This window comes from Enterobacter cloacae complex sp. GF14B (assembly GCF_004136805.1).
Classification (GTDB): Bacteria; Pseudomonadota; Gammaproteobacteria; order Enterobacterales; family Enterobacteriaceae; genus Enterobacter; species Enterobacter hormaechei_C.
On the sequence record NZ_QFRV01000009.1, the window covers coordinates 1 to 24847 of the forward strand.

19 protein-coding genes are annotated in these 24847 nt (G+C 53.8%); 15 read left to right on the top strand and 4 right to left on the bottom strand.

Features of this window, described 5'->3' with window-relative positions:
• The 9 genes from DD606_RS04930 to DD606_RS04975 all read left to right on the top strand — a co-directional run.
• On the top strand, positions 1-2170 hold a 2170-nt coding region (locus DD606_RS04930), incomplete at its 5' end, for a DNA translocase FtsK (RefSeq protein WP_255573085.1).
• Positions 2171-2297: 127 nt separating this feature from the next.
• Entirely contained in the window at positions 2298-2912 is a 615-nt protein-coding gene (gene lolA / locus DD606_RS04935) for an outer membrane lipoprotein chaperone LolA (RefSeq protein ID WP_003858270.1), read from the top strand.
• Between the two features lie 9 nt (positions 2913-2921).
• The gene (gene rarA / locus DD606_RS04940) at positions 2922-4265 is read left to right on the top strand and encodes a replication-associated recombination protein RarA (RefSeq protein ID WP_045332347.1); all 1344 of its coding nucleotides are present in this window, start codon (positions 2922-2924) and stop codon (positions 4263-4265) included.
• Positions 4266-4357: 92 nt separating this feature from the next.
• Positions 4358-5650 carry a serine--tRNA ligase gene (gene serS / locus DD606_RS04945; protein ID WP_003858266.1) on the top strand — a complete coding sequence of 431 codons (1293 nt, stop codon included), beginning with the start codon at positions 4358-4360 and terminating at the stop codon, positions 5648-5650.
• Positions 5651-5861: 211 nt separating this feature from the next.
• Entirely contained in the window at positions 5862-8306 is a 2445-nt protein-coding gene (gene dmsA, locus DD606_RS04950) for a dimethylsulfoxide reductase subunit A (RefSeq protein WP_022650720.1), read from the top strand.
• 10 nt (positions 8307-8316) lie between these two features.
• Positions 8317-8934: a DMSO/selenate family reductase complex B subunit gene (locus DD606_RS04955; RefSeq protein WP_003858259.1), complete on the top strand. Its 618-nt coding sequence runs from the start codon at positions 8317-8319 to the stop codon at positions 8932-8934.
• A gap of 1 nt (position 8935) precedes the next feature.
• Positions 8936-9799: a dimethyl sulfoxide reductase anchor subunit family protein gene (locus DD606_RS04960; RefSeq protein ID WP_003858256.1), complete on the top strand. Its 864-nt coding sequence runs from the start codon at positions 8936-8938 to the stop codon at positions 9797-9799.
• 274 nt (positions 9800-10073) lie between these two features.
• The gene (locus tag DD606_RS04970; RefSeq protein ID WP_003858254.1) at positions 10074-11222 is read left to right on the top strand and encodes an MFS transporter; all 1149 of its coding nucleotides are present in this window, start codon (positions 10074-10076) and stop codon (positions 11220-11222) included.
• A 123-nt stretch (positions 11223-11345) separates the two neighbouring features.
• Positions 11346-11867, top strand: a complete 522-nt coding sequence (locus DD606_RS04975) for an anti-virulence regulator CigR family protein (RefSeq protein ID WP_022650721.1) — start codon at positions 11346-11348, stop codon at positions 11865-11867.
• 36 nt (positions 11868-11903) lie between these two features.
• Here the strand turns inward: DD606_RS04975 and pflA are convergent, their stop codons facing one another.
• The 4 genes from pflA to ycaO form a co-directional block, all read right to left on the bottom strand.
• Positions 11904-12644, bottom strand: coding sequence for a pyruvate formate lyase 1-activating protein (pflA, locus tag DD606_RS04980; RefSeq protein ID WP_003858250.1), 741 nt, complete (start codon positions 12642-12644; stop codon positions 11904-11906).
• Positions 12645-12847: 203 nt separating this feature from the next.
• On the bottom strand, positions 12848-15130 hold the full coding sequence (gene pflB, locus DD606_RS04985) for a formate C-acetyltransferase (protein ID WP_023315750.1): 2283 nt from the start codon (positions 15128-15130) through the stop codon (positions 12848-12850).
• 51 nt (positions 15131-15181) lie between these two features.
• The gene (gene focA / locus DD606_RS04990; protein ID WP_017384832.1) at positions 15182-16039 is read right to left on the bottom strand and encodes a formate transporter FocA; all 858 of its coding nucleotides are present in this window, start codon (positions 16037-16039) and stop codon (positions 15182-15184) included.
• Between the two features lie 404 nt (positions 16040-16443).
• Positions 16444-18204 (bottom strand): 30S ribosomal protein S12 methylthiotransferase accessory factor YcaO, encoded by a 1761-nt coding sequence (ycaO, locus tag DD606_RS04995; RefSeq protein ID WP_176691436.1) that lies wholly within the window; start codon positions 18202-18204, stop codon positions 16444-16446.
• Between the two features lie 127 nt (positions 18205-18331).
• Between ycaO and DD606_RS05000 the strand changes: the two genes are divergently transcribed.
• The 6 genes from DD606_RS05000 (at position 18332) to ihfB (ending at position 24739) form a co-directional block, all read left to right on the top strand.
• Positions 18332-19024: a DUF421 domain-containing protein gene (locus tag DD606_RS05000; protein ID WP_003858241.1), complete on the top strand. Its 693-nt coding sequence runs from the start codon at positions 18332-18334 to the stop codon at positions 19022-19024.
• A gap of 162 nt (positions 19025-19186) precedes the next feature.
• Entirely contained in the window at positions 19187-20275 is a 1089-nt protein-coding gene (serC, locus tag DD606_RS05005) for a 3-phosphoserine/phosphohydroxythreonine transaminase (RefSeq protein ID WP_023315752.1), read from the top strand.
• Positions 20276-20343: 68 nt separating this feature from the next.
• On the top strand, positions 20344-21627 hold the full coding sequence (gene aroA / locus DD606_RS05010; protein WP_003858238.1) for a 3-phosphoshikimate 1-carboxyvinyltransferase: 1284 nt from the start codon (positions 20344-20346) through the stop codon (positions 21625-21627).
• A 185-nt stretch (positions 21628-21812) separates the two neighbouring features.
• Complete coding sequence (gene cmk / locus DD606_RS05015) at positions 21813-22496, top strand: (d)CMP kinase (protein WP_003858236.1); 684 nt, start codon at positions 21813-21815, stop codon at positions 22494-22496.
• A gap of 111 nt (positions 22497-22607) precedes the next feature.
• Positions 22608-24281, top strand: a complete 1674-nt coding sequence (rpsA, locus tag DD606_RS05020) for a 30S ribosomal protein S1 (RefSeq protein WP_003858235.1) — start codon at positions 22608-22610, stop codon at positions 24279-24281.
• A 170-nt stretch (positions 24282-24451) separates the two neighbouring features.
• Positions 24452-24739 (top strand): integration host factor subunit beta, encoded by a 288-nt coding sequence (gene ihfB / locus DD606_RS05025; protein ID WP_003858233.1) that lies wholly within the window; start codon positions 24452-24454, stop codon positions 24737-24739.
• The last annotated feature ends 108 nt before the right edge of the window (positions 24740-24847 follow it).

Consider the following 24847-nt stretch of genomic DNA (forward strand, 5'->3'; position numbering starts at 1 on the left):
CGCTGCCGCGTCCGCTCCGCTATTCAGCCCGGCAACCGACGGTGCGCCGCGTCCTCAGGTGAAAGAGGGCATTGGTCCACAATTGCCGCGCCCTAACCGCGTGCGCGTGCCGACTCGCCGGGAGCTGGCCTCTTATGGCATTAAACTGCCTTCCCAGCGTATGGCGGAAGAGAAAGCGCGTGGTTCTGACTACGAAGATGATGCCGACGAACTGCATCAGGACGAGCTGGCGCGTCAGTTTGCCGCCCAGCAGAATCAGCGCTACGGCGACGAGTATCAGCACGACGTGCCTTCACACCAGGAGGATGATGATGCGGCTGAAGCGGAGCTGGCGCGCCAGTTTGCCGCTACGCAGCAGCAGCGTTATTCCGGTGAGCAGCCTTCGGGGGCAAACCCGTTCTCGCTGTCGGATTTCGAATTCTCACCAATGAAAGATCTGGTGGATGATGGCCCAAGCGAACCGCTGTTCACGCCGAGCGTGATGCCAGAAGCGGAACCGGTGCGTCAGTCGCCTCCGCCACAGGTTTACGCGCAGCCGCAACAACCGGCGCCACAGGCGTATGCTCAGCCGCAGACGCCTGCCCAACCGCCGCAGCCGCAGTTCCAGCAGCCAGCACCACAGCCGCAGGAAAGCCTGATTCACCCGCTGCTGATGCGTAACGGAGACAGCCGTCCGCTGCAACGACCAAGTACGCCGCTGCCGTCGCTGGATCTGTTAACGCCGCCGCCAGCGGAAGTCGAGCCGGTGGATACCTTTGCCCTTGAACAGATGGCCCGTCTGGTGGAAGCGCGTCTGGCTGACTTCCGTATTAAAGCGGACGTGGTGAACTACTCACCTGGCCCGGTGATCACCCGTTTCGAACTGAATCTGGCGCCAGGCGTAAAAGCGGCACGTATTTCTAACCTGTCCCGTGACCTGGCGCGTTCTCTGTCGACCGTGGCGGTACGCGTGGTGGAGGTGATCCCAGGTAAGCCTTACGTTGGCCTTGAGCTGCCAAACAAGAAACGCCAGACCGTTTATCTGCGTGAAGTTCTGGATAACACCAAATTCCGCGACAACCCGTCCCCGCTGACCGTGGTGCTGGGTAAAGATATCGCCGGCGATCCGGTGGTTGCCGATCTCGCGAAGATGCCGCATCTGCTGGTTGCGGGTACCACCGGCTCCGGTAAATCAGTCGGGGTGAACGCCATGATCCTCAGTATGCTCTACAAAGCGCAGCCTGAAGATGTGCGTTTCATCATGATCGACCCGAAAATGCTTGAACTGTCCGTCTACGAAGGCATTCCGCACCTGTTAACGGAAGTGGTGACCGACATGAAGGACGCCGCCAACGCATTGCGCTGGAGCGTCAATGAAATGGAGCGTCGCTACAAGCTGATGTCGGCGCTGGGCGTGCGTAACCTGGCCGGTTATAACGAGAAAATCGCCGAGGCGGCGCGTATGGGCCGTCCGATTCCGGACCCATACTGGAAGCCGGGTGACAGCATGGATGCCCAGCATCCGGTGCTGGAAAAACTGCCTTACATCGTGGTGCTGGTGGATGAATTTGCCGACCTGATGATGACCGTTGGTAAGAAAGTGGAAGAGCTGATTGCGCGTCTGGCACAGAAAGCGCGTGCGGCGGGCATCCACCTGGTACTGGCAACGCAGCGTCCGTCCGTAGACGTTATCACCGGGCTTATTAAGGCAAACATCCCGACCCGTATCGCGTTTACCGTGTCGAGTAAAATTGACTCGCGTACTATCCTTGACCAGGGCGGTGCAGAGTCGCTGCTGGGAATGGGTGATATGCTCTATTCCGGCCCGAACTCCACCTCGCCGGTGCGTGTCCACGGTGCGTTTGTTCGCGACCAGGAAGTGCATGCGGTGGTACAGGACTGGAAAGCGCGCGGGCGGCCGCAATACGTTGACGGCATCACCTCCGACAGTGAAAGCGAAGGTGGCGGCGGTGGTTTTGACGGCGGCGAAGAACTGGATCCGTTATTTGACCAGGCGGTTAATTTCGTCACCGAAAAACGTAAGGCGTCCATCTCCGGCGTCCAGCGCCAGTTCCGTATCGGCTACAACCGCGCGGCGCGTATTATCGAGCAGATGGAAGCCCAGGGTATTGTGAGCGAACAGGGGCATAACGGTAACCGAGAGGTGCTGGCACCACCGCCTTTTGATTAACCTTCAGCGATTGCAAAGAAGGGTAAATCAGCAAAAATTAAGCATATTCTTCTGTCGCCTGCCTTCAGGCAGGTCCAGAATAGAAACGGAACCCCCATATCGGGAAGACGTATTTTAAGGAATAACAATGAAAAAAATCGCCATCGCCTGTGCATTACTCTCCAGTTTTGTTGCCAGCAGCGTCTGGGCTGATGCAGCAAGCGACCTTAAAAGCCGACTGGATAAAGTGAGCAGCTTCCACGCCAGCTTCACGCAAAAAGTGACTGACGGCAGCGGCAACGCGGTGCAGGAAGGTCAGGGGGATTTGTGGGTGAAACGCCCGAATCTCTTCAACTGGCACATGACCCAGCCTGATGAAAGCGTGCTGGTGTCCGACGGGAAAACCTTGTGGTTCTACAACCCGTTTGTTGAGCAGGCGACCGCCACCTGGCTGAAAGACGCGACCAGCAATACGCCGTTTATGCTCATTGCCCGTAACCAGTCCAGCGACTGGCAGCAGTACAACATCAAACAAAACGGTGATGAGTTCGTCCTGACGCCAAAAGGCAGCAACGGTAATCTGAAGCAGTTCACGATTAACGTGAGCAGCAACGGTACCATCAATCAGTTCGGCGCGGTTGAGCAGGACGATCAGCGCAGTAGCTATCAGCTTAAGTCTCAGCAAAACGGCGCTGTAGATGCTTCGAAATTCACCTTTACCCCGCCGCAGGGCGTAACGGTGGATGACCAACGTAATAAGTAAGAGGCATGAGTGAGCAACCTGTCGCTCGATTTTTCAGATAATGCGTTTCAACCTCTGGCCGCCCGTATGCGGCCAGAAAATTTAGCGCAGTACATCGGCCAGCAACACCTGCTGGCTGCGGGGAAACCCTTGCCGCGCGCTATTGAGGCGGGGCATCTGCACTCCATGATCCTCTGGGGGCCACCCGGCACCGGCAAAACCACCCTCGCTGAAGTGATCGCCCGCTATGCTAACGCGGACGTTGAGCGCATCTCGGCGGTTACCTCCGGCGTGAAGGAGATCCGCGAGGCGATCGAGCGCGCACGGCAAAACCGTAATGCCGGGCGCCGCACCATTCTGTTTGTTGATGAAGTCCACCGTTTCAACAAGAGCCAGCAAGATGCGTTTCTGCCGCACATTGAAGACGGCACGATTTTCTTCATCGGCGCAACCACGGAAAACCCGTCGTTTGAACTCAACTCCGCGCTGCTTTCCCGCGCCCGCGTTTACCTGCTTAAATCCCTGACCACAGAGGATATCGAAAAGGTTCTGACCCAGGCGATGGAGGACAAAGCGCGGGGTTACGGCGGACAGGATATCGTTCTGCCGGACGAGACGCGTCGTGCGATCGCTGAACTGGTCAACGGCGATGCGCGTCGGGCACTGAATACGCTGGAAATGATGGCCGATATGGCCGAAGTGGACGATGCGGGCAAGCGCGTATTGAAGCCTGAACTGCTCACCGAAATTGCCGGTGAACGCAGTGCGCGCTTCGATAATAAAGGCGACCGTTTCTACGACCTTATCTCTGCGTTACATAAATCCGTGCGCGGCAGCGCGCCGGATGCGGCACTCTACTGGTATGCGCGTATCATTACCGCCGGTGGCGATCCGTTATATGTCGCGCGTCGCTGCCTGGCCATTGCGTCAGAAGATGTCGGTAATGCCGATCCACGCGCCATGCAGGTCGCTATTTCCGCCTGGGACTGCTTTACCCGCGTCGGACCCGCGGAAGGTGAGCGTGCCATTGCGCAGGCAATTGTCTATCTGGCCTGCGCGCCGAAAAGCAATGCAGTGTATACCGCCTTTAAAGCGGCGATGTCGGATGCACGTGAACGTCCGGATTACGACGTTCCGGTACACCTTCGCAATGCCCCTACAAAGCTGATGAAAGAAATGGGTTACGGGCAGGAGTATCGCTACGCCCATGATGAACCCAATGCCTACGCCGCCGGGGAGGAGTATTTCCCGCTGGAGATGGCACAAACCCGCTATTATCACCCTACAAACAGAGGTCTTGAGGGTAAGATTGGCGAAAAGCTCGCCTGGCTTGCCGGACAGGATCAAAATAGCCCTATAAAACGCTACCGTTAGTTCAATCGTTGCGGTAATGTTGGCAATATATCTCTGTGGCCGCAGGCTGTGGTCACTTTTTCCTTTTTTAATTCGATAAGCACAGGATAAGCATGCTCGATCCCAATCTGCTGCGTAATGAGCCAGACGCAGTCGCTGAAAAACTGGCACGCCGGGGCTTTAAGCTGGATGTAGATAAGCTGCGCGCTCTTGAAGAGCGTCGTAAAGTTTTGCAGGTACAAACTGAAAATCTGCAAGCAGAGCGTAATTCTCGATCGAAATCCATTGGCCAGGCGAAAGCGCGCGGGGAAGATATTGAGCCATTACGCCTGGAAGTGAACAAACTGGGTGAAGAGCTGGATCAGGCGAAAGCTGAACTGGACGTTCTTCAGGCTGAAATTCGCGATATTGCTCTGGCGATCCCGAACATTCCTGACGACAGCGTGCCTGTCGGCAAAGACGAAAACGACAACGTTGAAGTGAAACGCTGGGGTACGCCTCGCGAGTTTGACTTCGAAGTGCGCGATCACGTGACGCTGGGCGAAATGCACGCGGGCCTGGACTTTGCGGCAGCGGTTAAGCTGACCGGTTCTCGCTTCGTGGTAATGAAAGGGCAAATTGCTCACCTGCACCGCGCGCTGGCGCAGTTCATGCTGGATCTGCACACCGAGCAGCACGGCTACAGCGAAACCTACGTTCCGTATCTGGTTAACCACGATACGCTGTACGGTACAGGCCAGCTGCCGAAATTTGCCGGCGATCTGTTCCATACCCGTCCGCTGGACGAGGAAGCTGACAGCAGCAACTACGCGCTGATCCCAACTGCGGAAGTGCCGCTGACCAACCTCGTGCGTGATGAGATCATCGACGAAGACGATCTGCCAATCAAACTGACTGCGCACTCTCCATGTTTCCGTTCTGAAGCCGGTTCTTACGGTCGCGATACGCGCGGTCTGATCCGTATGCACCAGTTCGATAAAGTTGAGATGGTGCAGATCGTTCGTCCGGAAGAGTCTATGGACGCGCTGGAAGAGATGACCGGCCACGCGGAAAAAGTGCTGGAGCTGCTGGGTCTACCATACCGTCGTATGGCGCTGTGCACCGGCGACATGGGCTTCGGTGCCTGCAAAACCTTCGACCTTGAAGTCTGGGTGCCTGCGCAGAACACCTACCGTGAAATCTCCTCCTGCTCTAACGTCTGGGATTTCCAGGCGCGTCGTATGCAGGCGCGTTGCCGCAGCAAATCTGACAAGAAAACCCGTCTGGTTCATACCCTGAACGGTTCTGGTCTGGCAGTAGGCCGTACGCTGGTTGCTGTGCTGGAAAACTACCAGCAGGCTGACGGGCGCATTGAGATCCCTGAAGTGCTGCGCCCTTACATGAAAGGCCAGCAGTTCATCGGATAATTATTTGCTCTAAGACAAAAAAGCGCCTCAGGGCGCTTTTTTTATGCCTCTGATTTGATACGAAGCAATAACCCCTCCCTCTAAAGTAGTAATACTCCTCCGAACGAAAGTCAGCATAAAACACCAATAACGTTGTAATTCGTTATAAATAAAACTACATAGCGGTTTGCGCCGCCTCTCTTTTCTTTGTGAGCAACCAAAGTGAGTCTTTATGAAAATCAAAGCGCCTGAAGCGTTAATGGCTGCCGAGGTCACTCGCCGTGGGTTGATGAAAACCACGGCAATAGGTGGTCTGGCGGTTGCCAGCAGCGCCTTTACGCTCCCCTTTACCCGACTGGCGTCGGCGGCGGAGGCTCTGTCTCCCGCTTCAGCCCCGGAAAAAGTGGTGTGGAGTGCCTGTACCGTTAACTGCGGTAGCCGCTGCCCACTGCGTATGCACGTGGTGGACGGTGAAATCAAATATGTCGAAACCGACAATACCGGCGATGATAACTACGAAGGGTTACATCAGGTTCGTGCCTGTCTGCGTGGTCGCTCAATGCGCCGTCGCGTATATAACCCGGATCGTCTGAAATACCCAATGAAGCGCGTCGGTAAGCGTGGGGAAGGGAAGTTCGAGCGCATTAGCTGGGACGAAGCCTACGATATTATCGCGACCAACATGCAGCGCCTGATCAAAGAGTACGGCAACGAATCTATCTACCTCAACTACGGCACCGGGACGCTTGGCGGCACCATGACCCGTTCCTGGCCGCCGGGTAAAACGCTGGTAGCGCGCCTGATGAACTGCTGCGGCGGCTATCTCAACCATTACGGCGACTACTCTTCCGCACAGATTGCCGCGGGCCTGAACTACACCTACGGCGGCTGGGCAGACGGCAACAGCCCGTCGGATATCGAGAACAGTAAACTGGTGGTGTTGTTCGGCAACAACCCGGGCGAAACGCGCATGAGCGGCGGCGGGGTAACCTATTACCTTGAGCAGGCGCGCGCCAAATCCAACGCACGAATGATCATCGTCGATCCGCGCTACACCGATACCGGCGCAGGGCGTGAAGACGAGTGGATCCCCATCCGCCCTGGTACCGACGCGGCGCTGGTCAATGCGCTGGCGTATGTAATGATTACTGAAAACCTCGTCGACCAGCCGTTCCTGGATAAATACTGCGTCGGTTACGACGAGAAGACGCTGCCAGCCAGCGCACCGGCTAACGGGCACTATAAAGCCTATATTCTTGGCCAGGGCAGCGACGGCGTGGCGAAAACCCCGGAGTGGGCATCCACTATCACCGGCATTCCTGTCGAACGTATTGTTCAGCTGGCACGTGAAATTGGTTCAACTAAACCGGCTTATATCAGCCAGGGCTGGGGACCTCAGCGCCACGCGAATGGCGAAATTGCCACCCGCGCTATTTCTATGCTCTCGATTCTGACTGGCAACGTCGGTATTCACGGCGGTAATAGCGGGGCGCGTGAAGGCTCGTATGAAGTACCGTTTGAACGTATGCCAACGCTGGATAACCCGGTTCAGACCAGCATCTCCATGTTTATGTGGACGGACGCGATCGAGCGCGGCCCGGAAATGACTGCGCTGCGCGACGGTGTTCGGGGCAAAGATAAGCTGGACGTGCCGATCAAAATGATCTGGAACTATGCCGGTAACTGCCTGATCAACCAGCACTCTGAGATCAACCGCACCCATGAAATTTTGCAGGACGACAAGAAGTGCGAAATGATTGTGGTGATCGACTGCCACATGACCTCATCGGCAAAGTATGCCGATATTCTGCTCCCAGACTGCACCGCGTCTGAGCAGATGGATTTCGCGCTGGATGCCTCCTGCGGCAACATGTCCTATGTGATCTTCACTGACCAGGCCATCAAACCGCGCTTCGAGTGCAAAACCATCTATGAGATGACTTCCGAGCTGGCGAAACGTCTTGGCGTTGAGCAGCAGTTCACTGAAGGACGTACTCAGGAAGGGTGGATGCGCCATCTGCACGAGCTTTCCCGCAAAGCCATTCCTGACCTGCCGGACTTCGATACCTTCCGCAAGCAGGGCATGTACAAGCAGCGCGATCCGGAAGGGCATCACGTGGCGTATAAAGCCTTCCGCGACGATCCGCAGGCCAATCCGCTGACCACGCCGTCGGGCAAAATCGAGATCTACTCCGAAGAGCTGGCAAAAATTGCCGCAACGTGGGAATTGCCGGAAGGGGACGTTATCGATCCGCTGCCGATTTATACGCCAGGCTTCGAAAACTACAACGATCCGCTGACGGAGAAATTCCCGCTTCAGTTGACCGGTTTCCACTACAAAGCGCGTGTTCACTCCACCTACGGCAACGTTGACGTACTGAAAGCGGCCTGCCGACAGGAGATGTGGATCAACCCGATGGATGCGAAAGCCCGCGGCATCAGTAATGGCGATCGCGTACGTATCTTCAACGGACGTGGCGAAGTGCATATCGAAGCTAAAGTGACTCCGCGTATGATGCCTGGCGTTGTCGCGCTGGGGGAAGGGGCCTGGTATAACCCGGATGCGAACCGTATCGATCAGGCGGGCTGCATCAACGTTCTCACTACGCAGCGTCCATCGCCGCTGGCGAAGGGCAACCCATCCCACACAAACCTCGTTCAGGTTGAAAAGGCGTAAGGAGTAACCGATGACAACCCAGTATGGATTTTTTATTGATTCCAGCCGCTGCACCGGGTGCAAAACCTGCGAGCTGGCCTGCAAGGATTACAAAGACCTGACCCCGGAGGTCAGCTTCCGGCGTATTTATGAATACGCGGGCGGCGACTGGCAGGAGGATAACGGCGTCTGGCATCAGAATGTCTTCGCCTATTACCTGTCGATTGCCTGCAACCACTGCGAAGATCCGGCCTGCACCAAGGTCTGCCCGAGCGGGGCAATGCACAAGCGCGACGACGGTTTTGTGGTGGTGGACGAGGATGTCTGCATCGGCTGTCGCTACTGCCACATGGCCTGCCCGTACGGCGCGCCGCAGTACAATGCCGCCAAAGGCCACATGACCAAGTGCGACGGCTGCCACAGCCGGGTGGCGGATGGCAAAAAGCCCATCTGCGTCGAATCCTGCCCGCTGCGCGCGCTGGACTTTGGCCCGATTGAGGAGCTGCGCAAAAAACACGGCCAGCTTGCTGCCGTCGCGCCGCTGCCGTCTGCGCATTTCACAAAGCCGAGTATTGTGATTAAACCTAACGCCAACAGCCGTCCGACGGGGGACACCACCGGCTACCTGGCAAACCCGAAGGAGGTGTGAGATGGGAAGTGGATGGCATGAATGGCCGCTGATGATCTTCACGGTCTTTGGGCAGTGCGTGGCGGGCGGGTTTATCGTTCTTGCGCTGGCGCTGTTAAAAGGGAACCTCAATACTGAACAGCAGCAGCGTTTAGTGTTAAGCATGTTTGGCCTGTGGGTGTTGATGGGCATTGGGTTTATCGCCTCTACGCTGCACCTGGGCTCACCGATGCGCGCGTTTAACTCCCTGAACCGCGTAGGTGCCTCTTCGCTGAGTAACGAGATTGCCAGCGGTGCAATCTTCTTTGCCGTTGGCGGGCTGGGGTGGTTACTGGCAGCGGTGAAAAAGCTGCCGTCAGGGTTACGCGCGTTGTGGCTCATCGTCACCATGGTACTGGGCGTTGTCTTCGTCTGGATGATGGTCAGGGTGTACAACACCATTGATACGGTTCCAACCTGGTACAGCGTCTGGACGCCGATGAGCTTCTTCCTGACCATGTTTATTGGCGGGCCGCTGCTGGGTTATCTGCTGCTGCGCGTGGCTGGCATTAATGGTTGGGCGATGCGCCTGCTGCCCGCGGTCTCGCTGTTGGCGCTGGTCATCAGTACCGTTGTCGCGCTCATGCAGGGAGCGGAGCTGGCGACCATTCACAGCTCTATCCAGCAGGCTTCGGCGCTGGTGCCGGATTACGGTTCGCTGATGGCCTGGCGTGTGGTGCTGCTGACGGCTGCGCTGGTGTGCTGGATTGCCCCTCAGCTTAAAGGTTACTCGCCTGCGCTGCCGTTACTGTCCCTGGCCTTTGTGCTGGTGCTGGCAGGGGAGTTAATTGGTCGCGGCGTATTTTACGGTCTGCATATGACGGTCGGTCTGGCTATCGCCAGCTAATTTTAGATTTTGTTATAAAAAGCCGGGACATAGCGCCCGGCTTTTCTTTTTTCATTCATGAAATTTTTCGACTGATGTTTCGTTGTAAAAATTCCCGGAAATAAATAAAAACAAATAGATAATTAATATCAGTAGCAGGCTTTGCATTAGCAGGATGAGTTTTTTAAATCGACAAGGCGCATAACGTGCGTGACGCCTGAATCGGTGGATTGACTTTGTTTTTGCCAGTGGCATGATGCGCACGAAATCTGAACTTCCTCACGGTTTTTAATCCATGACCACCTATACCCGCCCGGTGCTTTTGTTGCTCTGTGGCCTGCTTTTGCTGACCCTGGCGATCGCGGTGTTAAACACACTCGTCCCGCTATGGCTCGCCCATGAAAACTTACCGACCTGGCAGGTGGGTATGGTTAGCTCGTCCTTTTTTACGGGCAATCTGCTGGGCACCTTATTAACGGGCAGCCTTATTAAGCGCTTTGGTTTTAACCGCAGTTATTATCTGGCGTCGCTGATCTTTGCCGTCGGCTGCGCCGGTTTAGGCCTTATGGTCGGCTTCTGGAGCTGGATGGTCTGGCGCTTTATTGCGGGCGTCGGCTGCGCCATGATCTGGGTGGTGGTTGAAAGCGCGCTGATGTGCAGCGGCACGTCCCGTAATCGCGGGCGTCTGCTGGCGGCCTATATGATGGTTTACTATGTCGGTACCGTTCTGGGACAGCTGATGGTCAGCAAACTGCCAACTGACCTGATGAGCGTGCTGCCGTGGGTGACGGGCATGGTGCTGGCGGCGATCCTGCCGCTGCTCTTTACCCGTATTGTGAATCAAAACAGCGAACATCAGGAAGCCACCCACGTCTGGCCGATGCTGAGACTGCGCCAGGCGCGTCTGGGGGTTAACGGCTGCATTATTTCCGGCATTGTGCTGGGCTCGCTCTATGGCCTGATGCCGCTCTATCTTAACCATCAGGGCGTCAGTGATTCCGGGATCGGTTTCTGGATGGCGGTGATGGTCAGCGCGGGGATTGTCGGCCAGTGGCCGATTGGCCGCCTGGCGGACCGCTTTGGTCGTCTGCTGGTGCTGCGCGTTCAGGTCTTCGTGGTCATCATGGGCTGTCTCGCCATGCTCAGCAACGCCGCGATGGCGCCCGCGCTGTTCATTCTGGGGGCTGCGGGCTTTACGCTCTATCCAGTCGCGATGGCGTGGGCCTGTGAGAAAGTTGAGCATCACCAGTTGGTGGCGATGAACCAGGCTTTGTTGCTGAGTTACACCATCGGCAGTTTACTGGGGCCGACTTTTACCGCTATGCTCATGCAAAATTATTCTGATAATCTGCTGTTTATCATGATCGCCAGCGTGTCGTTTATTTATCTGCTAATGCTGCTGCGCAAAGTGGGCGAACATCCAACGCCAGTGGCCCATGCCTGATTTATTAAAAGCCTGTCGATGACAGGCTTTTTTGTCCCTGTCACATATAAGACTTTTACTGATTGTGAGTTTTTACTGCCTGGCGATAATTCCAATGAGTTCTCCCACTAAAAGGCAGCCATCATGTCTACTCGTCGTTTTTCCACTACCGCACTTGCCGTAGTGTTGGCTTTAACGTTTGCAACGGCTCCGGCCATGGCTAATCCTGGTAACGGGAATGGCGGTGGTCACGGAAACGGTGGCGGACAAGGTAATAGCGGCAATCATGGTAACGGGAACTCTGGTAACCATGGTAATAAGCACAATAACGGTCAGGATAACCCTGGGAAATCGGATAAGAGCTTTAAAAACAGCAAAGATGTCGGTAATGATGTGGATGCTCGCGTAAGCTTCGATCATGCCCGCCATCTGGCCCTGAATTACGGCTTAACGGGCTACGACTCTCTGCCTCCGGGTATTGCGAAAAACCTGGCGCGCGGTAAGCCACTGCCTCCGGGCATTGCGAAGAAAACCGTGCCAGCCGATATGCTGGGTCAGCTTCCTTCCTATCCGGGCTATGAATGGCGCGTGGTAGGTGACGACCTGGTCTTAATTGCGCTGAGTACAGCGATTGTGACTTCCGTTATTAACGGCGTCTTTAAATAGAATATAAAAAGGCCCGGTTTTCACCGGGCCTTTTCGTTAATACATGACCTTGTGGCCATACTGCTCAAGAATACCTTTGACGCGCTCCATCGTCTCTTTTTTCGGCGGCTTCACGCCATCGAGCTTGTACTCTTCACCCATCGCCACCCATTTATGTTTACCCAGCTCGTGATAGGGCAGGAGTTCGATTTTCTCCACGTTACCCATATCCCGGGTAAATTCACCCAGACGATGTGCAGAGTCATCATCATCTGACCAGCCCGGCACCACCACGTAGCGGATCCAGGTCTTGACGCCTTTGTTGGCAATGTATTTGGCAAATTCCAGGGTACGGTGGTTCGAGACGCCAACCAGATTCTGGTGGATCTCATCGTTCATCTGCTTGAGATCGAGCATGACCAGATCGGTCACTTCAAGCAGTTCATCAATAACTGGATCGTAACGGCGCACAAAGCCGTTGGTGTCGAGGCAGGTATGAATGCCTTCTTTGTGGCAGGCGCGGAACCAGTCGCGCACAAATTCAGCCTGAAGAATGGCTTCACCGCCGGATGCCGTCACGCCACCGCCGGACGCGTTCATAAAGTGGCGATAGGTCACCACCTCTTTCATCAGATCTTCTACGGTGACTTCTTTACCGCCATGGGTGTCCCAGGTGTCACGGTTATGGCAGTACAGGCAGCGCATCAGGCAGCCCTGGAAGAAAGTGATAAAGCGGATCCCCGGGCCATCGACGGTGCCACAGGATTCAAAGGAGTGAATGCGACCAATAATTGACATTGCGGTGATATCTCCGAATTTGGCCCATCCGGGGGCCTATGTAGATGCACAGCTCAAAGGCTATGTCGAGTCTGTTTTGGCTGTTATCCATTAAGTATAGATAGCGGACAAAAGAGACTGATGAAGCGAGGGTGTTAAAAAGGCCCCACTTGCGTGGAGCCTTTATTGTACGCTTTTTAACGCGTGATTTCAGTCAATTCCACTTACATGGACTGAGTGAAAGTACGGGTAATAACGTCCTGCTGCTGTTCTTTCGTCAGGGAGTTAAAACGTACTGCGTAGCCAGATACGCGGATGGTCAGCTGAGGATATTTCTCAGGGTGTTCCATCGCATCGAGCAGCATTTCACGGTTCATCACGTTCACGTTCAGGTGCTGACCACCTTCGATGGACGCTTCGTGGTGGAAGTAACCATCCATCAGACCCGCGAGGTTAGTTTTACGCACTTCGTCGTCTTTACCCAGCGCGTTTGGCACGATAGAGAAGGTGTAAGAGATACCATCTTTCGCGTAAGCAAACGGCAGTTTAGCAACGGAGGTCAGAGAGGCAACCGCACCTTTCTGGTCACGACCGTGCATTGGGTTAGCACCTGGGCCGAATGGCGCGCCAGCACGACGACCGTCTGGGGTGTTACCGGTTTTCTTACCATACACAACGTTAGAGGTGATGGTCAGAACAGACTGAGTCGGGATAGCGTTACGATAGGTAGTGAGTTTCTGAATTTTCTTCATGAAACGTTCTACCAGGTCAACCGCCATGTCATCAACGCGAGCGTCGTTGTTACCAAACTGCGGATATTCGCCTTCGATTTCGAAGTCGATAGCCAGACCATCTTCGTCACGAATTGGTTTAACTTTCGCATATTTGATTGCAGACAGGGAGTCAGCCGCAACGGACAGACCTGCGATACCACATGCCATGGTGCGAATGACGTCACGGTCATGCAGCGCCATCAGAGAGGCTTCGTAGCTGTACTTGTCGTGCATGTAGTGGATAACATTCAGCGCGGTCACGTACTGTTTAGCCAGCCAGTCCATGAAGTGATCCATGCGATCCATGACTTCGTCATAGTTCAGCACGTCGCCTTTGATCGGTTCAGACTTAGGACCAACCTGCATTTTCAGTTTTTCATCAACGCCGCCGTTGATTGCGTACAGCATGGTTTTCGCCAGGTTTGCACGCGCACCGAAGAACTGCATTTGCTTACCAACAACCATTGGACTTACGCAGCAAGCGATAGCGTAGTCATCGTTGTTGAAGTCAGGACGCATCAGGTCATCGTTCTCATATTGCAGAGAAGAGGTGTCGATGGACACTTTAGCGGCGAATTTCTTGAAGTTCAGAGGCAGTTTTTCAGACCACAGAACGGTGATGTTCGGCTCCGGAGAAGGACCCATGGTGTACAGGGTGTTCAGGAAGCGGAAGCTGTTTTTGGTTACCAGAGTACGGCCATCTACGCCCATACCGCCGATAGATTCGGTTGCCCAGATTGGGTCACCAGAGAACAGCTCATCATATTCTGGGGTACGCAGGAAGCGAACCATACGCAGTTTCATGACCAGGTGGTCAATCATTTCCTGAGCGTCTTGTTCGGTGATTTTGCCTGCTTTCAGGTCACGTTCGATGTACGCATCCAGGAAGGTGGATACGCGGCCGAAGGACATTGCTGCACCGTTCTGAGACTTAACTGCGGCCAAGTAGCCGAAGTAGGTCCACTGGATAGCTTCCTGAGCGTTGGTAGCAGGACCAGAGATATCGCAGCCGTATTTAGCCGCCATCTCTTTGATCTGACCCAGCGCACGGTGCTGTTCAGCGATCTCTTCACGCAGACGGATAGTCGCTTCCAGGTTTACGCCGTTTTCCAGGTCAGACTGGAGAGAGACGAACTGCGCGTATTTGTCTTTCATCAGGAAGTCGATACCGTACAGCGCAACGCGACGGTAGTCACCGATGATACGGCCACGGCCATAGGCATCTGGCAGACCGGTCAGAACGCCAGATTTACGGCAGTTCAGAATGTCTTTGGTGTAAACATCGAATACGCCCTGGTTATGGGTTTTGCGGTATTCGGTGAAGATTTTTTTCAGCATTGGGTCCAGCTCGCGATTATACGCTTTGCAGGAACCTTCAACCATTTTGATACCACCGAACGGGATGATTGCGCGTTTCAGTGGTGCTTCAGTTTGCAGACCAACAATTTTCTCAAGGGCTTTATTGATGTAGCCAGCATCGTGAGAAGTGATGGTAGAAGCAACGGAGGTGTCAAAATCAACTGGCGCGTGAGTGCGGTTTTCCAGTTTAACGCCTTCCATTACGCTGTCCCACAGCTTGGTGGTTGCGTCAGTCGCACCAGCCAGGAAGGATTCGTCACCTTCATACGGGGTATAGTTTTTCTGAATAAAGTCACGGACGTTGACTTCATTCTGCCAGTCACCTTTCGTAAAACCTTCCCAGGCTGTGGCTAACTTTTCATTAAGCTCGGACATGTAACACCTACCTTCTTAAGTGGATTTTTTATTTACTGCCTGAGACAACCATTAATGATGATCGCCGCCACGCAGGTAAATGACCCAGTATGTCAACCCAACTAACAGACCCCCACCGATAATGTTCCCGATAGTGACGGGGATCAGGTTATCAGTAATGAAGTTCATAATCGTCAGGTGTGAAAAACTTTCCGGGGTTGAACCTACAGCAGTCCAGAACTCCGGGCTTGCAAAGTTGCGGATAACAATCCCCATCGGGATCATGAACATATTCGCAATACTGTGCTCAAAGCCGCTGGCAACAAACATCGCAACCGGCAGAACCATAATCATGGCTTTATCCATCAGGCTACGACCAGAGTAGCTCATCCAGACCGCCAGGCAGACCATCAGGTTTGCGAGGATGCCGAGAGCAACGGCTTCGATAAATGTATGGTGCATTTTGTGGTCGGCGGTTTGCAGGACGTTAAGCCCCCAGCCGCCGTTGGCGGTCATATACTCGCCAGAGAGCCACATCAACAGAACAAAGAGCAGACAGCCAATCAGGTTGCCAACGTAAACGTTGAGCCAGTTGCGCCCCAGTTGACCCCAGGTAATTCTTCCGCTGGCTTTTGCCACAACAATCAGCACCGTTGAGGTGAAGAGGTCGGCGCCGCAGATGACGCAGAGAATCAGGCCCAGTGAGAAGCAAATACCACCAATCAGTTTCGCTATGCCGAAAGGCATACCGGCAGTGCCGGTGGTGGCTGTGATATAGAAGACGAAAGCGATGGAGATGAACACCCCAGCCGTAATGGCCAGAAAGAACGTCGTCATCGGATGTTTCGTGGCTTTGTAGACACCCGCTTCTTCGGCAACTTTCGCCATCGCAGCGGGGAGTAATAGATCAAAAGGGTTGTCAGCTTTCACACTAACTCTCTCTTTATTAAGTCGGCGACGAGATACTAACAAAGCATTATAGAAGAGAAATTGATATAGATCATATCTCGCCTGGCTTATAGGCCCGCAGTGTGTATGGTTTTACAGCAAAAGCGGAGTAAGTATTTGATTATCCGTATAAAAATAAATTTTAAAAGTTATGAAAAGAGTTGAATTTTTTCCTTCAGCCTCCCATGGAACAGTTAATTAAAATGGAGTATTTATTATAATTAGTAACAGTAAAGCTCAGGTAAGCGTTTTTATATTTACCCGTGGTTAACTTAATTATTACAATTAAACGTCATTGCGGAAAAATAAAAAAAGGGGCAATGAAATTGCCCCGTAATATAGCTCAGGCGATTGAATACGCCTACAGCCATTAATGTTATATGCGCTTATTTTGACCAGTAAGCGGCTTTTGCCTTCTGCAATTTTTCATACGCATTCAGCAGTGACTGATGCGCCGGGAAGGCTTTCAGATCGCTGTCAACCGCTTGCAGGCCGTAGAATGGTTCTTCACCGCTCAGCGCCGCGCTGGCAGCTTCAACGGCATCCGCACCGTACATACGCACAAAGGCGTTCAGATACTGCAATGGCTCGCGGTCGTCTTCCTGAGAAAGCAGGAGCAGCGTTTGCAGGCAACGGTAATAATTAGTGCGCTCGGCGGAGAAGACGGACTGGTTAAACTCCATCGTCCACTCGGTCCAGGCCAAAGCCTGATCCAGATCGCCGCCCGCCAGCGCCAGCATCGCTTTCAGCTCGCCGATGCGCAGGGTGTACCAGCCGTTATCTTTTCCGGTCGCCAGACCCAGCAGTTCGCGTACGCGGGTGAAATCATCATGGCCTTCTTCGTCCAGCTGGGCGATCAGGTTCAGATAATCCTCTTTCTCCCATTCGCTGCCCGGCAGAGCCAGCAGCGTTTCACGCAGATGCGCGCCCATGCTGTTGTTCGCCAGCCACAAATCTTCCGCCGGATAGATATCAGACATGCCAGGCACGATGATGCGGCACGCGTAAACGCCAAGATGCTCGTAGTCGGCAATGTACACTTCCTGGTCTTCCGCGTTAAAGATCGCCATCAGCGTCGCGAACTCTTCTTCCGTGGTACCGGCAAAGCTCCAGTCCACGAACGGATAGTCCGCGTCCTGCTTGAACATATCCCAGGAAATTAAGCCGCTGGAATCGATGAAGTGAGTTTCGAGGTTGGTATGCTCGGCCACTTCTTCATCGTCAAACGTTGGCGGCGTAAACACGTCGAGATCTTTCAGGCTACGGCCCTGGAGCAGCTCGGTAACGGTACGCTCCAGCGCCACGCCGAAGTCCGGGTGCGCGCCGAAGGAGGCGAAGCAGGTGCCGTTGGTCGGGTTAAACAGCACGACGCAGATCACTGGATACTTGCCGCCCAGCGAGCCGTCATACGCAAAGATTGGGAAACCTTCTGCTTCCAGCTTGGCGATGGATTCCACCACGCCCGGGTAGCGCGCCAGCACCTCTGCCGGAATTTCAGGCAGGCTGATGGATTCGGCAATAATGCGGTTTTTGATATGACGCTCGAAGACTTCAGACAGCCCCTGCACGCGCGCTTCATTGCGGGTGTTACCGGCGGACATGCCGTTAGACACATACAGGTTGCCGACGATGTTCATCGGGATATAGACGGTCTGCTCGTCAGACTGACGGGTAAACGGCAGGGCGCAAATACCGCGATCGTCGTTACCGGACTGCAGATCGATCAGCATGCTGGAGGTCAGTTCGTTTTCCGGATCGTAGAAGGCACGCAGGCGCGCGTCGAGAATTCCTTCCGGCAGTTCATCGTCTTCGGTCAGCGGGAACCATTTTTCGTTCGGATAGTGAACGAACGGGCCGTTGGCGATGGTTTCGCCCAGCCAGAAGTCAGCAAAGAAATAGTTGGTGGACAGACGCTCAAAATACTCACCCAGCGCGGAGGCCAGTGCCGCTTTTTTTGTCGCGCCTTTACCGTTGGTAAAGCACAGGGCACAGTCTTTATCGCGAATATGCACAGACCAGACATGCGGCACCGGATTGAGCCAGGAGGCTTCTTCGATGTTAAAACCCAGGTCGGTCAGTTTCTGCTGGAAGCGAGCGATGGAATCTTCCAGAGCGGCGTCTTTGCCGGGGATAAACGTTTGAGTCATGGCGTTCACTTTTATCGTACGTAAAGCGCGCAATGATACGGGTTTTGCGTGACGGGTGCTATCTCCGGCGAAAATAAAAGACTGGGCTATGCTTATTGTCAGTAACTCACTGTTAAGGCATAGAAAAATGAAAGCATTCGATCTCCAGCGGATGGCGTTTGATAAAGTCCCCCCTGAATTTTTAGGCGAAGTGGCGCTGCGTAGTCTGTATACCTTCGTTCTGGTCTTCCTGTTTCTTAAAATCACCGGTCGTCGCGGCGTGCGGCAGATGTCGCTTTTTGAAGTATTGATCATCCTGACGCTGGGTTCCGCGGCGGGGGATGTCGCCTTCTATGATGATGTGCCGATGGTGCCGGTATTTATCGTTTTTGTCACACTGGCGCTGCTTTACCGCCTTGTCATGTGGCTGATGTCGAAAAGTGAAAAGCTGGAAGATCTGCTTGAAGGGAAGCCGGTCGTTATCGTCGAGGACGGTCAGCTGGCCTGGGAAAATGTGCAAAGCGCCAATATGACGGAGTTTGAGTTCTTTATGGAACTCCGTCTGAGCAGTGTTGAGCAACTGGGGCAGGTGCGTCTGGCGATTATGGAAACGAATGGTCAAATCAGCGTTTATTACTATCCCGACGATGAGGTGAAGCCCGGTCTGTGCATCCTGCCGGATATGCTTATCGAACGATACAAAACTGTACCTGAAGCGGGGGAGTATGCCTGCATAAAATGTAGTCATGTGGTGGTCATGCAGGCGGGCGATCATCAATTATGCCCCCGCTGTACGAATCCAGAATGGACGAAGGTTAGCCGGGCTAAACGCATCACCTGACAGCGATTTTGTCGGTTTTGTGACAACGGTACGGCAGATTGTATTGTGTGACGAGTGACACATTTCTTCGGCCATCAGTTTTAGACATTGCGGCGCGTGTCACTGAATGATAAAACCGATATCCACAGTTATAACTTATGGCTTTTAGCGTGGTGAGGGGAAATGGCTCAAGTCTTTAATTTCAGTTCAGGTCCGGCAATGTTACCGACAGATGTGCTCAAACAGGCTCAACAGGAGCTGTGTGACTGGAACGGTCTGGGTACGTCGGTGATGGAAGTCAGCCACCGGGGTAAAGCGTTTATTCAGGTGGCGGAAGAGGCAGAAAAGGATTTTCGCGATCTGCTGAATATTCCCTCGAACTACAAAGTATTGTTCTGTCACGGCGGTGGACGCGGCCAGTTTGCGGGTATCCCGCTCAATCTGCTGGGCGACAAAACCACCGCTGATTACGTTGATGCGGGCTACTGGGCGGCCAGTGCGGTAAAAGAAGCGCATAAATATTGCACGCCGAATGTCATCGATGCCAAAGTGACCGTTGACGGTCTGCGCGCCGTGAAGCCGATGAGTGAGTGGCAGCTTTCTGACAACGCCGCGTATCTTCACTACTGCCCGAACGAAACCATCGACGGTATTGCCATTCACGAAGAGCCAGACTTTGGCGAAAATGTCATTGTGACGGCGGACCTCTCTTCAACCATTCTGTCCACCCCGCTGGATGTCAGCCGCTACGGCGTCATCTACGCGGGTGCCCAGAAAAACATCGGTCCTGCGGGCCTGACAATCGTTATCGTGCGTGAAGACCTGCTGGGGAAAGCCCATAAGTCTTGCCCGTCAATTCTGGATTACACTGTCCTGAACGACAACGATTCCATGTTCAACACCCCACCAACTTTTGCCTGGTATCTCTCCGGCCTGGTCTTCAAATGGCTGAAGCAAAAAGGCGGTGTGGCGCAGATGGATAAGATCAATCAGCAAAAGGCTGAACTGCTGTACGGCGTGATCGACAAGAGCGATTTCTACCGTAACGATGTCGCCAAAACTAACCGTTCGCGCATGAACGTGCCGTTCCAGCTGGCGGACAGCAACCTGGATAACGTGTTCCTGGAAGAGTCCTTCGCGGCGGGTCTGCATGCGCTGAAAGGCCATCGTGTGGTAGGCGGGATGCGCGCCTCTATCTATAACGCCATGCCGCTGGAAGGCGTTAAAGCCCTGACTGATTTCATGATCGACTTCGAACGTCGTCACGGTTAATTGGCTGTTTTTCACCCCCGCAGCGTTCCTGCGGGGTTTTTATTATGTTGAGTTGAGAGTTGAGTTTCATGGAATCCCTGACGTTACAACCTATCGCGCGGGTAGATGGCACCATTAATCTGCCTGGTTCAAAAAGTGTCTCGAACCGCGCTCTGCTGCTGGCAGCTCTGGCAAACGGCACCACCGTCCTCACTAATCTGCTGGACAGCGATGACGTGCGCCATATGCTCAATGCACTGAAAGCGTTGGGCGTTCAGTACGCGCTGTCTGACGATCGTACCCGTTGTGAAGTCACTGGTAACGGCGGCGCGTTACATTCTGCTGAAGCGCTGGAGCTTTTCCTGGGTAACGCCGGTACCGCGATGCGTCCTCTGGCCGCTGCGCTGTGTCTGGGGAGTAACGATATTGTGCTGACCGGTGAGCCGCGAATGAAAGAGCGTCCGATCGGCCATCTGGTGGATGCCCTGCGCCAGGGCGGCGCGCAGATTGATTATCTTGAGCAGGAAAATTACCCGCCCCTGCGTCTGCGCGGGGGATTCACTGGCGGCAATGTTGAGGTTGACGGTAGCGTTTCCAGTCAGTTCCTGACTGCGCTGCTGATGACCGCACCGCTGGCACCACAGGACACCGTTATCAGCATTAAAGGCGACCTGGTTTCTAAGCCGTACATTGATATCACCCTGCACCTGATGAACACCTTTGGTGTTGAGGTGGAAAACCAGTCTTATCAGCGCTTCGTGGTGCGCGGAGCGCAGCAGTATCAGTCCCCGGGCCACTACCTGGTTGAAGGCGATGCTTCCTCCGCCTCCTATTTCCTTGCCGCAGGTGCGATTAAAGGCGGTACGGTAAAAGTGACGGGCATTGGCCGCAACAGCGTGCAGGGCGATATCCGTTTTGCTGACGTACTGGAAAAAATGGGCGCGGTGGTGACCTGGGGCGATGACTTCATCTCCTGTACCCACGGTGAGCTGAACGCCATTGATATGGATATGAACCATATTCCGGATGCGGCGATGACCATTGCTACCGCTGCGCTGTTTGCGAAAGGCACCACCACGCTGCGAAACATTTACAACTGGCGTGTGAAAGAGACGGACCGCCTGTTCGCGATGGCAACCGAGCTGCGTAAAGTGGGGGCCGAGGTAGAAGAGGGCGAAGACTACATTCGCGTCACGCCGCCGGCAAAACTGCAATTTGCAGAAATTGGCACCTACAACGATCACCGCATGGCGATGTGTTTCTCGCTGGTGGCGTTGTCAGATACGCCAGTCACTATCCTTGATCCGAAGTGTACGGCAAAAACGTTCCCGGACTACTTCGAACAGCTGACGCGCATTAGCACCCTGGCCTGATGATCGTATGCCGCATCACCTGATGCGGCATTTCCTTACGCTTTCTGACACTCATCCTCTTTCATTTCTTCTACACTCTGCTTCAATCATTCCGTAATTTGCACGCAAAGGTAACAGTTGCGCACGTTGGCGCGTATAATGCGCGGCGTTCATGTAAACGGTATGCCTTAATTAAGGAGAAAAAGATGACGGCAATTGCCCCGGTAATCACCATTGATGGGCCAAGTGGCGCAGGGAAAGGTACTCTGTGCAAAGCGATGGCGGAAGCATTGCAATGGCATCTTTTAGATTCGGGAGCAATCTATCGCGTGCTGGCGCTGGCTGCGCTGCATCATCATGTGGATGTTGCGTCTGAAGAAGCGCTGGTACCGCTGGCTGCGCATCTGGATGTGCGCTTTGTCTCGACCGATGGCAACCTTGAAGTGATCCTGGAAGGGGAAGATGTCAGCGGTGAAATCCGTACCCAGGAAGTGGCCAATGCGGCCTCTCAGGTGGCGGCTTTCCCACGCGTTCGTGAAGCGCTGTTACGTCGCCAGCGCGGTTTCCGTGAAGCGCCGGGGCTGATCGCCGACGGCCGCGACATGGGAACCGTGGTATTCCCTGATGCGCCAGTGAAAATTTTCCTTGACGCCTCTTCAGAAGAACGTGCCCATCGCCGCATGCTTCAGTTGCAGGAAAAGGGGTTTAGTGTTAACTTTGATCGCCTTTTATCCGAGATAAAAGAGCGCGATGACCGCGATCGTAACCGCGCCGTCGCACCACTTGTTCCCGCGCAAGACGCATTAGTGCTGGATTCAACCAGTTTAACTATTGAGCAAGTGATTGAAAAAGCGCTACAATATGCGCGCCAAAAACTGGCACTCGCGTAATCGCGACCGATTTAGCAGTACCCCCGCTGCAATGGATTGACGGCGGGTATGTGAAACAACCCCATCCGGCACGGAGCCAGGTGGACGTTAATATTAACCTGAAGATTAAACATGACTGAATCTTTTGCTCAACTGTTTGAAGAATCCTTAAAAGAAATCGAAACCCGTCCGGGTTCCATCGTTCGTGGCGTTGTTGTTGCTATCGACAAAGACGTTGTACTGGTTGACGCCGGTCTGAAATCTGAGTCTGCCATCCCGGCTGAGCAGTTCAAAAACGCCCAGGGCGAGCTGGAAATCCAGGTAGGTGACGAAGTTGACGTTGCTCTGGACGCAGTAGAAGACGGCTTCGGCGAAACCCTGCTGTCTCGTGAGAAAGCTAAACGTCACGAAGCATGGATCACGCTGGAAAAAGCTTACGAAGAAGCTGAAACTGTGGTCGGTGTTATCAACGGCAAAGTTAAAGGTGGCTTCACTGTTGAGCTGAATGGTATTCGTGCGTTCCTGCCAGGTTCTCTGGTAGACGTTCGTCCAGTCCGTGACACCCTGCACCTCGAAGGCAAAGAGCTTGAGTTCAAAGTAATCAAGCTGGACCAGAAGCGTAACAACGTTGTTGTTTCCCGTCGTGCCGTTATCGAATCCGAAAACAGCGCAGAACGCGATCAGCTGCTGGAAAACCTGCAGGAAGGCATGGAAGTCAAAGGTATCGTTAAGAACCTCACTGACTACGGCGCATTCGTTGACCTGGGCGGCGTTGATGGCCTGCTGCACATCACCGACATGGCGTGGAAACGCGTTAAGCACCCAAGCGAAATCGTGAACGTGGGCGACGAAATCACTGTTAAAGTGCTGAAGTTCGACCGCGAGCGTACTCGTGTATCCCTCGGCCTGAAACAGCTGGGCGAAGATCCATGGGTAGCTATCGCTAAGCGTTACCCAGAAGGTACTAAACTGACTGGTCGCGTAACCAACCTGACTGACTACGGCTGCTTCGTTGAAATCGAAGAAGGCGTTGAAGGTCTGGTGCACGTTTCCGAAATGGACTGGACCAACAAAAACATCCACCCATCCAAAGTTGTTAACGTTGGTGATGTAGTGGAAGTGATGGTTCTGGATATCGACGAAGAACGTCGTCGTATCTCCCTGGGCCTGAAGCAGTGCAAAAACAACCCATGGCAGCAGTTCGCGGAAACCCACAACAAGGGTGACCGTGTTGAAGGTAAAATCAAGTCTATCACTGACTTCGGTATCTTCATCGGCCTGGACGGCGGCATCGATGGCCTGGTTCACCTGTCTGACATCTCCTGGAACGTTGCAGGCGAAGAAGCAGTTCGTGAATACAAAAAAGGCGACGAAATCGCAGCAGTTGTTCTGCAAGTTGACGCAGAGCGTGAGCGTATCTCCCTGGGCGTTAAACAGCTTGCAGAAGATCCGTTCAACAACTGGGTTGCACTGAACAAGAAAGGCGCAATCGTAAACGGTAAAGTGACTGCTGTTGACGCTAAAGGCGCAACCGTAGAACTGGCTGACGGCGTTGAAGGTTACCTGCGCGCTTCCGAAGCTTCACGTGACCGCGTTGAAGATGCAACTCTGGTTCTGAGCGTTGGTGACGACGTTGAAGCTAAGTTCACCGGTGTTGACCGTAAGAACCGTGCAATCAGCCTGTCTGTTCGTGCTAAAGACGAAGCTGATGAGAAAGATGCAATCGCAACTGTGAACAAACAGGAAGATGCAAACTTCTCTAACAACGCAATGGCTGAAGCTTTCAAAGCAGCTAAAGGCGAGTAAGTTCAGGTTCGCACCATCATTTGAGCTGTAACGCATTTACAGCGCGAAGGATGGAGAGCAGACTTGACAGATTGCAGGATTCGTCCTGTAATCAATAACAAAGGGCGGCTACGGCCGCCCTTGTTTAATAAGCTGTTCAGCTAATGGGTTTGAAAGGAACCGGAGGAATCATGACCAAGTCAGAATTGATTGAAAGACTTGCCAGTCAGCAACCGCATATCCCTGCCAAGGCTGTGGAAGATGCCGTTAAAGAGATGCTGGAGCATATGGCTACCACTCTTGCCCAGGGCGAGCGCATTGAAATCCGCGGTTTCGGTAGTTTTTCCCTGCACTATCGTGCACCACGTACCGGGCGTAACCCGAAGACTGGCGATAAAGTGGAGCTGGAAGGAAAGTATGTTCCGCACTTTAAGCCGGGTAAAGAACTGCGCGATCGCGCCAATATTTACGGTAACTGAGTTTAATCATCAGGGTTAAACTGAGTTTAAAGAAAGCACCTTAGGGTGCTTTTTTTGTATCCCGCCCCTGCATTTCTGAATACGCGCCGCATTTAAATTTTCTCTTTA